Consider the following 14,200-nt stretch of genomic DNA (forward strand, 5'->3'; position numbering starts at 1 on the left):
GCATCCGGCACTGCCGACGCTGTATTTGATTGACCTGTTCACTAGGACCCCTTGTGCTGATCGCATCGCTGATTTTTCTCGCAACACTCATTCTGGTCATCTGGCAGCCCAAGGGGCTGGGCATCGGCTGGAGCGCCACGGCCGGCGCTGCGGTCGCGCTGCTGACCGGTGTCATCCACGTCGCCGACATCCCGGTGGTGTGGGCCATCGTCTGGAATGCGACGGGAGCATTCGTCGCCATCATCATCATCAGCCTGCTGCTGGACAAGGCGGGCTTCTTCGAATGGGCGGCCCTGCACGTTGCGCGCTGGGGCAAGGGCAATGGCCTGCGCCTGTTCATCCTGCTCGTGCTGCTGGGCGCCGCCGTATCGGCGCTGTTCGCCAACGATGGCGCAGCCCTGATCCTGACGCCGATCGTGATCGCGATGCTGCTGGCGCTGCGCTTCACGCCCAAGGCCACGCTGGCCTTCGTCATGGCGGCCGGTTTCATCGCCGATACGGCCAGCCTGCCGCTGGTCGTGTCGAACCTCGTCAACATCGTCTCGGCCGACTATTTCGGCATCAGCTTCGCCCGCTACGCGTCGGTGATGGTGCCGGTCAATCTGGTCGCGGTGGCGGCAACGCTTGGCGCACTCATCTGGTTCTTCCGCAAGGACATTCCGGCGAACTACGACATGGCGCAATTGAAGCATCCGGGCGACGCCATCCATGACCGGGCAACCTTCATCACCGGCTGGTGGGTGCTGGGAATCCTGCTGGTCGGCTTCTTCTGGCTTGACGACATGGGCGTGCCGATCAGCGCCGTGGCGGCGGCCGGCGCAGCACTCCTGCTGGCGGTGGCTGCGCGCGGGCACCGCATCTCGACCCGCGCCGTGCTGCGCGATGCGCCGTGGCAGATCGTGATCTTTTCGCTTGGCATGTACCTGGTCGTGTATGGCCTGAGGAATGCCGGGCTGACGGTCTATCTGACCGAGCTGTTGAACTGGTGCGCGCAATATGGTGTCTGGGGCGCTGCGCTCGGCACCGGCTTCATCACGGCGATCCTGTCCTCGATCATGAACAATCTGCCGTCGGTGCTGGTGGGCGCCCTGGCCATTGACGCCACTACGACCGCCGGCGTGGTGCGCGAGACGATGGTGTATGCGAACGTCATCGGCGCTGACCTCGGCCCGAAAATCACCCCGATCGGCAGCCTGGCCACCCTGCTATGGCTGCATGTGCTGGCGGCGAAGGATATCCGGATCTCGTGGGGCTACTATTTCCGGGTGGGTATCGTGCTGACGCTGCCGGTCCTGTTCGTTACCCTGTGCGCGCTTGCGCTGCGCTTGAGCTAAGAAAGGCTACCCGCCATGAATGACACCATCCCGAACCTGCCGAATATCCGGCCCGAGCTGCTGGACATGCCGACCGTCGACAAGCTCGAGCCGGTGGGCGACATGAATCACCCGCCGCGCATCCTGCTGCTGTACGGTTCACTGCGCGAACGCTCATTCAGCCGTTTCCTCACTTTCGAGGCAGCGCGCATCCTCGAGCACTTCGGCGCCGAGGTGAAAATCTTCGATCCGATGACCTTGCCGATGGTGGGCAGCGTGCCGGAGACGCACCCGAAAGTCGTCGAACTGCGCGCGTTGTGCCTGTGGTCGGAAGGGCAGGTCTGGTGCAGCCCGGAGCGCCACGGCACGGTGACCGGCGTGATGAAGAACCAGATCGACTGGATCCCGCTGGAGCAGGGCGCCGTGCGCCCGAGCCAGGGCCGGACGCTGGCCGTGATGCAGGTTTGTGGCGGGTCGCAATCGTTCAACGTGGTCAACACGCTGCGCCTGCTGGGGCGCTGGATGCGCATGATCACGATTCCGAACCAGTCGTCGGTACCGATGGCGTACAAGGAATTCGATGACGAAGGCCGGATGCGGCCCTCGGCCTATTACGATCGTGTGGTCGATGTGATGGAGGAGCTGGTCAAGTTCACGCTGCTGACCCGGGGCCGCAGCGACTATCTGACCGACCGTTATAGCGAGCGTAACGAGCGTGCGCTCAAGGCGATTGACCGGCAGATCGGGAAAATTTGAACGGCATCGATGTCAGTCGGGTGCGGCTGTGGACGAGCAATAAAGTTCGACATAAAACAATAAAGTTCGACACGAGAGGCCAGAGCGGACATGCTCTGGCGAACTTCCGCTTTCGGCCAGTCGCAGACCTTCGGCGGGATACGCCCTGCCCTGCGGGCACGCCTACCGGCGCGGGGGCTACCGCCTCACCCCGGCGTTGCCGGGGCTTCGGGCACCTGCTTCTGGAAAACGCACGCCGAAACCCCGCGCCCTCACGGGACGCGGCGGCATGCTCGGGTTTGGAAAGCAATCTCACAAATTTGCGATTAGGCAGTAGTAGTACGTTGTCGCTATCTGGTGTTGGCAAGTAGGGTAAAGCCATGTTCCCGAAGAGATGCCCATGCCTGGTAGGCCACTACATAGGACGAGGGGCAAAGCCCGATACTTCGGCTTCCCCGAAATATAACGACGGTGGACTACGAAGCCTATTTCGTAATCCCCGAAAAGCTCGAAGCGACTCTAATCCTTTTGTCGATGCCTGATACTTCTAACCCGTGATGCGGCGAACTACTTTGCGTCAGCAAAGTATAGTCAGTACACTTTCCTTGCATACCCTCTAACGCTGGTCCCAAAGGCCCACCCATGCCGGCACACTTCGCCATCCTGGGCACAGCCAAACTCAAATCGTTTGGCAACGTCAGCGGATTGCTTTCGCACACCTACCGAACAAGAAAAACGATGAATGCCGCTTCCACCGAGCCGACACGAACAAGCACAGCCACAACAGCCCAGCCGAAGTGATGCAGGCTCTGCGCGATCGCCTTCCGGACAAGTATCGCAAGGACGCCGTAATTGGCCTCGAGTCTTTGCTTTCGATCGTTGGAACAACCTGTTGTTCGGCACAGGCGTAGAAGGCCGCTTTGGGTCGAAAGCAGATCTTTCGTGCTGGATCTTGACCCAAGCGCACGACCTGCCGTCTACTGCGTTTGACATAATTCACGTTTCACTCTTAGTGGCTCCGCCTTTGTGTGGCCTTTTTCGGAACAACGGCAGTGCGAGAGAGACTGAAAATTATTAAGGCCGACGGTGAAATGACGATCCATTTAATCAAGAAAGCGATGGTAGTAAACGGTTATGCTTATGGGGTATACAGCCCGGCTGGCAGAGTTGACACTGTAAGATGAGGGGCGAGCCGCAGTGTCGTCGGGTTGTGATTGCACACTTACTATGCAGGGCAGGGAAGTCACCGCACCTTTGGTGACCGCCGTGAACTATATCATCCGATTATTGAAAGGTTTCTATAGCTTGCCACTCTTTAAATTGATCCAAATAAAAAACTTTTTCTTTGTTTAGAATAGCATCACCCAAGGCGCGATAGAGAGCAGTTCGCTCAGCTGCAATCTTTGGTAACACGGCACCGAACAGTGCGGTAAAGTCCCAACTTCCTCTATCGTAACCATGCTGCAAAAGTATTTTTAAACGTGTCATGCTAGGCTGTACTTCACTAGCAGTGAGTTCTGCATTGAGGCAGAGATAGAGCAAGGCTTCAGCGTGTGATTGACTTGGCTGTTCGGCGATATTGAGTAAGACTTTTTCACAGTACGATCGAGCATTTTCCCAATCGCTATCTTTTCCATAAGTTAGTAAAAGTGCGGCGAAGTTCACATATATATTGATATCGTCAGGATCGAGCTCGAGCGCCTTCTTGTACATGGCCTCAGCAGCCTCGTAGTCCTCCCGTTTAGCGAGGAAGTTCGCATAGTTGCCGGTATGGTCGGAATCGGTCGGATCGAGCTCAAGCGACTTCTCGTACATGGCCTCAGCAGCCTCGTAGTCCTTGCGTTGATCCGTGAGGAAATTCGCATAATTGCCTGTATTACCGGCGTGGGTCGGATCGAGCTCAAGTGCCTTCTTATACATAGCATCGGCAGCCTCGTAGTCTTTGGTTTGATCAGCGAGGAAGTTTGCATAGTTGCCGGTAAGGACGGCATGGTCTGGATCTAGCTCAAGTGCCTTCTTATACATAGTATCGGCAGCCTCGTAGTCCTTGGTTTGATCAGCAAGGAAGTTCGCATAGTTGCCGGTAAGGACGGCATGGTCTGGATCTAGCTCAAGTGCCTTCTTATACATAGCATCGGCAGCCTCGTAGTCCTTGGTTTGATCAGCAAGGAAGTTCGCATAGTTGCCGGTAAGGACGGCATGGTCTGCATCTAGCTCAAGTGCCTTCTTATACATAGCATCGGCAGCCTCGTAGTCCTTGGTTTGATCAGCAAGGAAGTTCGCATAGTTGCCAATAACAGCGGTATGGGTCGGATCGAGCTCAAGCGCCTTCTTATACATCGTACCAGCAGCCTCGTAGTCTTTAACTTGATTAGCGAGGAAGTTCGCATAGTTGCCAGTATTGCCGGCATGGGTCGGATCGAGCTCAAGCGCCTTCTTGCACATGGCCTCAGCAACTTCGTAGTCCTTATATTTATCCGTAAGGAAGTTCGCATAGTTGCCAGTATTGGTGGCATGGGCCGGATCAAGCTCAAGCGCCTTCTTGAACATAGCCTCAGCAGCCCCGTCCTTGCCCTGCTTCTCAAGGAGAATGGCATAGTTGCCAGTATGGTCGGCATCGGTCGGATCGAGCTCAAGCGACTTCTCGTACATGGCCTCAGCAGCCTCGTAGTCCTTGCATTTATAAGCGAGGAAGTTCGCATAGTTGCCTGTATTGCCGGCATGGGTTGGATCGAGCTCAAGCGACTTCTTGTACATTACCTCAGCAGCCATGTCCTTGCCCTGCTTCGTAAGGAAGTTCGCATAGTTGCCGGTATGGTCGGCATGGGTCGGATCGATCTCAAGCGCCTTCTTGTACATGGCCTCAGCAGCCTCGTAGTCCTTGCGTTCATAAGCGAGGAAGTTCGCATAGTTGCCGGTATTGCCGGCATGGGTCGGATCGATCTCAAGCGCCTTCTTGTACATGGCCTCAGCAGCCTCGTAGTCCTTGCGTTTATGCGTAAGGAAGTTTGCATAGTTGCCAGAATGACCGACATGACTCGGATCGAGCTCAAGCGCCTTTTTGTACATAGCCTCAGCAGCGTCGTAGTCCTTACGTTTATCCGCAAGGAAGTTCGCATAGTTTCCAGTAGTGCCGGCATGAGTCGGATCGAGCTCAAGCGCCTTCTTATACATAGCATCGGCAGCCGCGTAGTCCTTACGTTGGAAGAGCAAGAAGCTCGCATAGCTAGCGACATGCATGGCACTTTCGCTAGGGGTCAAGTGAATACTTGGGTCTATATTTATCCTACGCAAATGAAGACGCTCTGCTAAATCAATATTATTATTTTCTAAAAAATCTAAAAAAATATCTACGGAATAATAATCTTTATTTATTCTTATGTAGTCTATAATTAATTCTACAAATTTAATTCCATTCGAATCATTTGTTAGTTCGGAAAAAGAAAATTCTTTTTCGTCGCTGTCATTTGATTTTTTTTCTTTTCTTAATAATTGTGGATTTATTAAGAAGAAAACTATCATTGATATAGCTGAATCTCTATTAGGAAGGCGAATTAAATAATTAACATTATACAAAGCGTTCGAATAGTTATTTTTTGCAATATCATCTTTAATTTTTCTTTGCAAGCTGAAAGCATCATGACCCAGCTCTTTTAAAATTTTACTTTCAATAGCACAATAAGCTTCAAACAAATGGCCTCGACGCCTTCTAAAGATGTGTGGCTCTTCTGTTAAAGAAAGTTGTGGGTGATATGGAATTTGTAATTCCAGATTTATTTCCGATCCCCATGCTTTTTCAAAAGATAATTTTGCTTGCGCTTCACGTGCTTCCACAAGCTTGTCCTCACCATTAGGTACAGGACTAAGAATGATCTGAAATTTAGCTTTTGCAGAAGTTGCAATTTTTAATGACTTTAGAAACTCGCTAGTACCTTCTACATTTTGATGATTTAATCCACTCAATATAATTAAATGATCAGCAAGATCACGAGTGCAAATACCTGCTTCATCGGAAAATCCAGTGCGGCTGTCAATCAGTACATAGTCGTATAGATTGGAGTTTGCAAATGTATTTTTGAGAACACGAATAAGAGGTTCACCTAAACCATCTTGATAAAGACCACGCAGGTTCAATTCATCGAAACGCTCAGCATAATCACGGTCTAATTTACCAGCCGGCATGATATCTAGTACACCATCCTGAAACTCTCTATCTTCTTGTGGAAGAGTATAAGATTTGGTATATTTTTTTATAATATCAGTCGGCTGCAATGAAAATAAGTCAGCTTCAGTGCCCTTTTCTTTAGCATTTAACATAAGGTCAACAAAACCAAGCCCAGTCGAGAAGTTTTGTGTTTGAGAAAATTCCGACGAAGCTGTGTGCTCTCCTGTCAAAGAGAGCGGAGTAAGGTAAGACAGTCCAGGCGCCTCCAAATCTAAATCCATCACCAATACACGTAAACCCCGTCCGGCCATAATGGCAGCCGTATTTATTAGTGCCATGCTACGGCCAACACCACCTTTGAACGAAAAAAAAGTTATAAAGGAAGCTTTGATAGGATTTGTCGTCATGTCTTATGCCGCTAGCGATTCGTAAGGAGTACAAATTTTTGTCGTTAGTGTTTTTGGTCGTGAATCTTCACCAAGAGATTTTGCTAATGCTTCGTTAAGGCTGTTTGATGGGGGGGAAGATGTGTCAATTGAGCTTAACCATAACCGTATAGGAGCAGAAAATAGTGGTTTTAAATTTTTTAATATCGAAGTTATATTTCTAATAAATTCAGTTCGATCAGATCCACGTAATTTATCAAGAGCCAGCTCCAAATTCAATGCACTTATTTGTCCAATACTTTCATTATTTGGCATTGATGGAAGTAATTTTATTGCATGCATTGGATTGATCTCTAGAAACCCAGAAAGTACCATGCCGGAATAATTTTCTTTATCCGTTTGCAGAATGTTGTCCCAAAAATCAATTGATTGAGGTGGTGATGCATCAAGTAGTGCTGCTAACACTCCTTGACGAATTTCAATGTCAATATTTGAGTCGTGTAAAAAATTTTTTGTAAATAACAAAAGTAAAGGAACTATCTCAGGATCTTTATGAGCAGATGCAAGAAATAAGAGTTCTTGCAAATATTTTCTTTGACCTAATCCTGTTTTGCAGAATTCTCTTAATAAGTCGATGCACGATTTCCATATGGATAAGCGCGTCGTTGCCTCTAATGTCAGAGTAAGACGCAAAATACCAAGATAGTTAGGTTCATCCATCGTTAGCCGTGGTAGTGTTTCTTTACCATCTAGCGCACGCCTAAGCCAATTACTAATTTCTTGGTGTTTCAATAGATCAATAGACATTGTTATGGTTAATGCGCTCAGAGCGCATTCCTTAAACGTGAACGACAAGATAGGGAAGTTTCAAACCAGAACTGTTGGTTTTCGGCATGACTATTTCTGGTTGGGAAATGAAATTTTCTGTATTCGGTTGTAATGGTTCTGTCATACCCCATGCATGAGTTGGATTAGGATGAGGACGGAAAAATGAATAGTCGCAAGCATCGGCAATGGTTGGCCGGTGCAGGGGTGGGGTACCAGATGTTGCATGATCCCATACAAGTAAGATCAATGGTTCGTTGTTGTTTAATATTAACCCTAAGCCAAGAGCACCGCAGAGCCCCGCACGCGTGTTTGGAAGCTTATCGAACGGATTTTGTTTATTATTAGCAACGTCAAACGTAGCCCAGATTAAGTACTCTCCTAACAGTGCTTTACGTAGCAATGGTTCAAAGTTAGGGACACTGTGCGAACCTGAATATTTGAGAAGTAATTTTTTAATACGATCGGGCGTCATGCCTGCCGCCAACGCTCCTGTAGTGTTTGAAATGCTGAACACATGCGCATCAAGACCCTTCACTCTCCCTAATGTACTTGGCTCAAGCGTGGAGGGAAGTCGTGGTCCTTTAAATTGATGTAAACGACAAGCCGTCTGCCAAGCATTATCTGGCAAATTACCTTGCTGAAGCTGTAGCGCAAAAGATTCTAGTAAACTTGAAAAATCAGCAGTTGATAAAGCTGTCTCTGCTTCGACATTTTTTTTAATTTGTCCAGGATTTCGTTGTGTGTATAATTTTTTTAGTGCGCTTGCGATCAGTGGCTGAATTGTTGGATCAATATTGGAAAAAGCTGATTTATAGCAGGCAGAAGACATAGGTAAGTGGATATTCGTCAATAGAAAACGTTGGCGGCGGCTGGCCTTTATATATATTAAGTATCGATGATCTATCTTTTTTAGTCAAACGACTATCTCAGAAAAGTTTCAATAATGTAATTTTTTAATGAGAATTTATCAAATAAATGTCACCATAGCCACTTATGGACGTGTTGGCGATCTTAAGCACCTTAGCTAGCTCACATAATCTTGACCGCGACCTGCAAGTTCTTCAATCAGTGTAAATGGATTTTATCCCGGGTTAGCCGCTATTTTTTCGGCAAAAAAAATCCCAAAAAGCAATTTACCACAACTTTTGGGTTGAGCCTAGGTTCAGCCCGCGGTGACCTTTCCTACATCAAAAGTTGGACGGTGAGAGCCGTTTCCAAGGTTTGAATCTCGCTCCTTCCCAAGGACAAGGGGTCTTATACATGTGTCTTTTTATTAAGACCTCGTAGGCAGGGCGTTTTGAAGGTTTGTTTTACTATTGATAAAATACGTTATCAATAGTAGAGTTGGCTTGGGCGATGTTCTGGCACCCGCAGCGCGCTACCTGGTGCGCGGCCACACTCGTTCGAGAATCCGCATGCCAACAGAAAACCAACCCGTTGCAGCCAGCATGGTAATCCCCCATTTTTAGAGCGAGCTAAAAGTAGAGGTTAAGCGGCAGGGCCAATTTCTGTTTTGGCGTGATACCGCCGAGTGCCTGGCAGCCCAGGCCAACGTCACCGCGCTGATGTATTCAGGGCCATTGTCGCATCGGATTGCCTCCGGTTTGCGCGCCATTCGATGATACGGTCGAGCGACCGTATCACGCATTCGGATGGCAGCGAAAAGTCGACCTCGATACCCAGTCCTTCGCGGTTGAAGTCATCGACTACGTTGAACAGACGGATGCTGCGCCCATCGGCAAGCTGGTCGTGCATGAAGTCCATCGACCAGCTCTGGTTGATCGCGGTCGGTACCGCCAACGCAGTGGTTTCTCGCGCACCAGGCGATGACGCGGCTTGATCCGCAGGTTCAGCTCAAGTTCGCGGTAGATCCTGTAGACGCGCTTGTGGTTCCATTTGAAGCCCTTGACGTTGCGCAGGTACAGGAAGCACAAGCCGAAGCCCCAGTTGCGCTGGTTGTTCGTCAGCCGCACCAGCCAGTCGGCAATGAAGACGTTTTCCGCGTCCAGCTTGGCCTTATAGCGATAGCAGGTCTGGCTGATGTGGAATGCTTGGCATGCCAGGCCTATCGTGGCTGACTGGTTCGCCACGGCCCACTGCGCCATCTCCCGCCGCTGAGATGGCGCTACCACTTTTTTGTGAGCGCCTCCGCGACGATCTCGGCCTTGAGGCGCTCCTCGGCATACATCTTCTTGAGGCGCCGGTTTTCTTCCTCCAGCTCCTTCATGTGTGCCATCAAGGACGCGTCCATGCCGCCGAACTTCGCGCGCCATTTGTAGAACGTGGCGTTGCTGATGCCGTGCTCGCGGCACAGCTCCGGTACAGGGCTGCCGGCTTCGGCCTGTTTCAGGATGGCGATGATCTGGCTGTCGGTAAAGCGGGACGTCTTCATGTGGAGCTTTCTGTTCTTAAGTAGAAAATTCTACTTCTAAACGCGCTCTTTCTGTGGGGTGATTACCCTGGAGTGATTCCCCCTTTTTCCAGTGCTCCCACATCAACGCCCTCTGGGCTTCCGTATAATAAATCCTTGCTCTCTGCTTCATCCGTAACACTCCTTCTGCTTACCCAGAGTTTAGTGTGTTGCGTCGATCGGTTGAATCCAAGGTCGAAAGCGGCCGGCCGAATAGGGCGAAGTAAACCAGCAGGCCGTGTCAAACTTTATCTGCATGCCCAGCATGTCGATATCGTTCGCCTCATAGCAGGGCTTGTGTCGAACTTTATTGTCCGCCCACAGCAGCGCCTGCCGCCAACATGGCCAGCGCATACCTGAGCATCCACGTTTCACGCGCGATCGACAGCCCCATGTGCGCCGGCTTTGTACCGAGTATCCGCTCGTTGTGTTCGATGGCGGCATCGATATCGATCCAGCGCGGCACCATGCCGTTGGCCACCTCATACGCTTCGGGCGAGGTCGCGCCCAATTCGCCGTCAACGCGGCAGCGATAGAAGTGCGAGCGCATGAACAGCACGTCGTAGCCACTTTTGAGCGGTGGGCGATGCTCGTCGAGATAGCCGACGTAACTTTCAACGGTGACGTTGGCGGCGCCCGTTTCTTCCAGCAGTTCGCGGCGCAGGCCGTCGATCGGGTCTTCGCCCGCATCCAGCCCGCCCCCCGGGAAGCTGTAGTCATCGTAACGGCGGGTATACAGCAGCAAGATGTCGCGGCCGCGCAGGATGATGGCGCGCACGGCCTGCCGTTCGAAGATGGTGCCTTCGAGCGAGACGCCAGGATGGGTCAGTGTATGCAGCAGCGTCACAAAAGCTCCTGGTAGTTCGTGAAAATGAGCGCCGTGGCGTCAAGGCCACGAGCGGCAGGCTGCGTCTGGCGCGCGGATGTCAGGCGAGTCTGGCGATCGTCTGGCCGGCCACCAGTTGCGCGAAGTCACGCGCGGCGCCGTGGCCCGGGATGACGATGTCCGGTGCGATTTCGAGCAGCGGCGCGATCACGAATGCGCGTTCGTGCATGCGCGGATGCGGCACGCTCAGGGTGTCGGTGGCGATCGTCTCGTCGCCGTACAGCAGCAGGTCGAGGTCGAGCGTGCGCGGGGCGTTGTGGTACGGGCGCTCGCGGCCATGCGCCTGTTCGATGGCTTGCAGGGCCGCCAGCAGCTCGTGCGCGCCGAGCGACGTGTCCAGGCACGCCACGGCGTTGATGTAATCGTCCCCGCTCGAGTCGATCGGGGCGGTGCGGTACATGCTGGACGTGTGCACCAGCATGCCGCCGTCCATGCGCGCCAGGCGCGCGAGCGCGTCGAGCACATTGCCACGCGCGTCGCCCAGGTTCGCACCGATGCCGATATAGGCGATCATTTGCCGCGCATCGCCCGGTACTTGGCTTCTTCGTGCGCCGCGTAGGCAGCGTCGCGGGCCCGGTCTTCGGCGGTCAAGCCATCGTCAGGGTCCGGGCCGCGCACGGCGCCGCCGACATCGCCTTCGCCGCTCTTGCGTGGCGCTCGCCGCGGACGGCGCTTCTTGGCCGGGCCGCCTTCGCGCTCGCGCGAAACGGCCACTTCGACCAGGCGCTCGCGGTCACCACCTTCGGCGGCATAGAAATCGGTCCACCAGTCGCCGATTTCCATGTCGAGTTCACCCGATTCGCAGCGCAGCAGCAGGAAGTCGTAGCCGGCGCGGAAGCGCGGATGTTCGAGCAGCTTGTACGGCGCGCGGCCGGCGCGGCGCTCGAAGCGCGGCTGCATGGCCCAGATGTCGCGCATGTCGGTGGCGATGCGGCGCTGCAGCGCCAGGTTCTCGGTCTGCGTTTCGAGCACGTCGTCGGCCGCCAGGTGCAGGGCGGGGATCGGCGACTCGCCGCTGGCGACATACGCCGTCCACTTTTCGAGCACCTGGTGCCACAGCAGCGACGCAAACAGGAAGCCCGGCGAGACGCCCTTGCCGGCCTTGACGCGGTTGTCGGTGGACTCGAGCGCCAGCGTGACGAACTTCATGCCGATCGGCTGCTCGAGCACGACGTCCAGCAGCGGCAGCAGGCCGTGATGCAGGCCGGCCGAGCGCAGTTGCTGCAGGCACGCCAGCGCGTGACCGGACATGAGCAGCTTGAGCATCTCGTCGAACACCCGCGCGGCGGGCACATTGTCGATCAGCGGGGCCATGACGGGGATCGGCGCCAGCGTGGCCTGCTCGATCGAAAAGCCCAGCTTGGCCGCGAATCGCACCACGCGCAGCATGCGCACCGGGTCTTCGCGGTAGCGTTCTTCGGGCACGCCGATGATGCGCAGCAGCTTGTTGCGGATGTCTTCCATGCCGCCGTGGTAATCGAGTACCTGCTGGCTGGCCGGGTCGTAGTACAGAGCGTTGATGGTGAAGTCGCGGCGCGCGGCGTCTTCGTGCTGCGGGCCGAAGCTGTTGTCGCGCAGGACGCGGCCATGTTCGTCCTTCGGCGCGTTGTCGCTGCCGTTGCCGCGGAAGGTGGTCACCTCGAGCAGGTCCTGGCCGAACATCACGTGCACGATCTGGAAGCGCCGGCCGATGATGAAGGCGCGCCGGAACAGTTTTTTCACCTGTTCGGGCGTGGCGTCGGTGGCGATGTCGAAGTCCTTGGGTTTGACGCCCAGCAGCATGTCGCGCACGGCGCCGCCGACGACGAAGGCCTGGTAGCCGGCTTCCTGCAGCGCCTGCGTCACGCGGATCGCGTTGGACGACACGCTGCGCGGGTCAATCCCGTGTTCGTCGGGGCCGAGGATGACCGGTTCGGTCGGGTCGCGCTGGTCTTTCACACCCAGGATTTTACGGATGAAGGTTTTAATCATTGAATAGTTGGATGGTTGGCCAGCCCTGTTCGCGCGCATGGCTTGCGAGCGCCTTGCCGGGATTGGTGGCGACCGGGTGAGACACGATCGACAGCAGCGGGATGTCGTTGTGCGAATCGCTGTAGAAGTAGCTGCGCCCGAAGCTGTCGAACGGCTGCCCCAGGCGTTCGAGCCAGGCGTGCATGTGAACGACCTTGCCGGGCCCCGACGTCGGCGTGCCGGCCAGGCGCCCGGTGAGCATGCCGGCCGAGTCGAATTCGGGCATCGCGGCGATGTGGTGCTCGACGCCGAAGGCCGCCGCGATCGGCGCCGTGATGAAGTGGTTGGTGGCGGTGATGATCGCCACCAGGTCGCCGGCTGCCTGGTGATCGCGCACGAGCTGGAGGGCTTGCGGCTTGATGGCCGGCTCGATCACTTCACGCAGATAGCGCGCATACAGCGCGTCGAGTTCTGCGCGCGGGAACGCCGCCAGCGTGCCGAGCGCAAATTCGAGGTACTCGACCGGATCGAGGATACCGGCGTTGTACTGGGCGAAGAAGGCGTCATTGCGGGCGCGGTAGGCGTCGCCATCGACCGCGCCGACCCGTGCCAGAAATTCGCCCCATTCGTGATCGGAGTCGATCGGCAGCAGCGTGTGGTCGAGGTCAAACAGGGCGAGGTTTTTCATTCTTTGGATTCGAGCGGCAGGTTTTCTTGCAACAGCAGGTCGCGCAGCAGCGGCAGCGTGACCGGCCGCTGGGTTTCAAGCGAATACTGGTCAAGCGCATCGAGCATCGTCGACAGGGAACGCATGTCGCGTTTGAAATGAGACAACAAATAGGGTAACACGCTGGCCGACAGCGTCAAACCGCGCGCCTCGGCGGCGTGCGTCAGCGCTTCGATCTTCTGGTCGTCGGACAGGCCGTGGATCTGGTACACCAGGCCCCAGCCCATGCGCGTGCGCAGGTCTTCGCGCACCTGCAGTACCGCCGGCGGCACCGGGCCGGTGCAGACCATGTAGGCGCCGTGTTCGCGGATCTGGTTGAACAGCGCAAACGCGTCGATCTGGCGCCGGGCACTGAGGCGATGGCAGTCGTCGAGCAGGTACAGCGTGGTGCCGGCGGCATGCACGAACTGGCTGGCCGGCGCATCGAACGGGATGTAGCGCGCGCCCGGGCTGGCGGCCAGGCCGTGCAGCAGGTGGGTCTTGCCGGCGCCGGTGTCGCCCCACAGATAGGCGAAATGCTCGCGCGAGCTGCGCTCGGCGAACAGGTGCATCAGGTGCGTCAGCTCGGCATTGGCCCCGACCTGGAAAGTGTCGAGGCTCTGGGCCGGTTCGGCGCCTAAATCGAGCACCAGCTGTTTCATCGCGAGGGCCGATTCATGCCGGAAGATGGAGGAATGGGCATGCCAGTAAGGATAAGTTTTCGTTGTTATGTACGTTAAACGGCGGCGATCGGCCTATAAAAGGAATACAGGGGAAGCCGTTTTGCTAAAATAGTGGATTGACCAGTTTCGCCGGTCGCC

At 54.7% G+C, this 14,200-nt stretch carries 10 protein-coding genes and 1 pseudogene; 2 read left to right on the forward strand and 9 right to left on the reverse strand.

The window, feature by feature from the left end; genetic code table 11:
- The first annotated feature begins 53 nt into the window (after nt 1-53).
- Together AC56LN_RS00515 and arsH are read left to right on the forward strand one after the other, a co-directional pair.
- Nucleotides 54-1,334 carry an arsenic transporter gene (locus AC56LN_RS00515; protein ID WP_499569379.1) on the forward strand — a complete coding sequence of 427 codons (1,281 nt, stop codon included), beginning with the start codon at nt 54-56 and terminating at the stop codon, nt 1,332-1,334.
- 15 nt (nt 1,335-1,349) lie between these two features.
- Nucleotides 1,350-2,069 (forward strand): arsenical resistance protein ArsH, encoded by a 720-nt coding sequence (gene arsH / locus AC56LN_RS00520; protein WP_499569381.1) that lies wholly within the window; start codon nt 1,350-1,352, stop codon nt 2,067-2,069.
- Nucleotides 2,070-3,332: 1,263 nt separating this feature from the next.
- Here the strand turns inward: arsH and AC56LN_RS00525 are convergent.
- From AC56LN_RS00525 to hda, 9 genes and pseudogenes are all read right to left on the reverse strand, one after another.
- Nucleotides 3,333-6,620, reverse strand: a complete 3,288-nt coding sequence (locus AC56LN_RS00525) for a tetratricopeptide repeat protein (protein WP_499569383.1) — start codon at nt 6,618-6,620, stop codon at nt 3,333-3,335.
- A gap of 3 nt (nt 6,621-6,623) precedes the next feature.
- A complete protein-coding gene (locus tag AC56LN_RS00530; RefSeq protein ID WP_499569385.1) occupies nt 6,624-7,391 on the reverse strand; it encodes a hypothetical protein in 768 nt (255 codons plus the stop codon).
- 46 nt (nt 7,392-7,437) lie between these two features.
- Nucleotides 7,438-8,277, reverse strand: a complete 840-nt coding sequence (locus tag AC56LN_RS00535; RefSeq protein ID WP_499569387.1) for a hypothetical protein — start codon at nt 8,275-8,277, stop codon at nt 7,438-7,440.
- 684 nt (nt 8,278-8,961) lie between these two features.
- Nucleotides 8,962-9,819 (reverse strand): annotated as a pseudogene (locus tag AC56LN_RS00540) (IS3 family transposase); the annotation flags it as partial.
- Between the two features lie 325 nt (nt 9,820-10,144).
- Complete coding sequence (locus AC56LN_RS00545; protein WP_499569389.1) at nt 10,145-10,684, reverse strand: NUDIX hydrolase; 540 nt, start codon at nt 10,682-10,684, stop codon at nt 10,145-10,147.
- 79 nt (nt 10,685-10,763) lie between these two features.
- Entirely contained in the window at nt 10,764-11,237 is a 474-nt protein-coding gene (gene folK / locus AC56LN_RS00550) for a 2-amino-4-hydroxy-6-hydroxymethyldihydropteridine diphosphokinase (RefSeq protein WP_499569390.1), read from the reverse strand.
- A complete protein-coding gene (gene pcnB / locus AC56LN_RS00555; protein ID WP_499569392.1) occupies nt 11,234-12,694 on the reverse strand; it encodes a polynucleotide adenylyltransferase PcnB in 1,461 nt (486 codons plus the stop codon). The genes folK and pcnB overlap by 4 nt, the downstream gene beginning before the upstream one ends.
- On the reverse strand, nt 12,687-13,361 hold the full coding sequence (locus tag AC56LN_RS00560; RefSeq protein ID WP_499569394.1) for an HAD family hydrolase: 675 nt from the start codon (nt 13,359-13,361) through the stop codon (nt 12,687-12,689). Before AC56LN_RS00560 ends, pcnB begins: the two co-directional genes overlap by 8 nt.
- Nucleotides 13,358-14,041: a DnaA regulatory inactivator Hda gene (hda, locus tag AC56LN_RS00565; protein WP_332532771.1), complete on the reverse strand. Its 684-nt coding sequence runs from the start codon at nt 14,039-14,041 to the stop codon at nt 13,358-13,360. Before hda ends, AC56LN_RS00560 begins: the two co-directional genes overlap by 4 nt.
- Nucleotides 14,042-14,200: the final 159 nt, after the last annotated feature.

The organism is Telluria sp. ZT3P26, assembly GCF_059686035.1.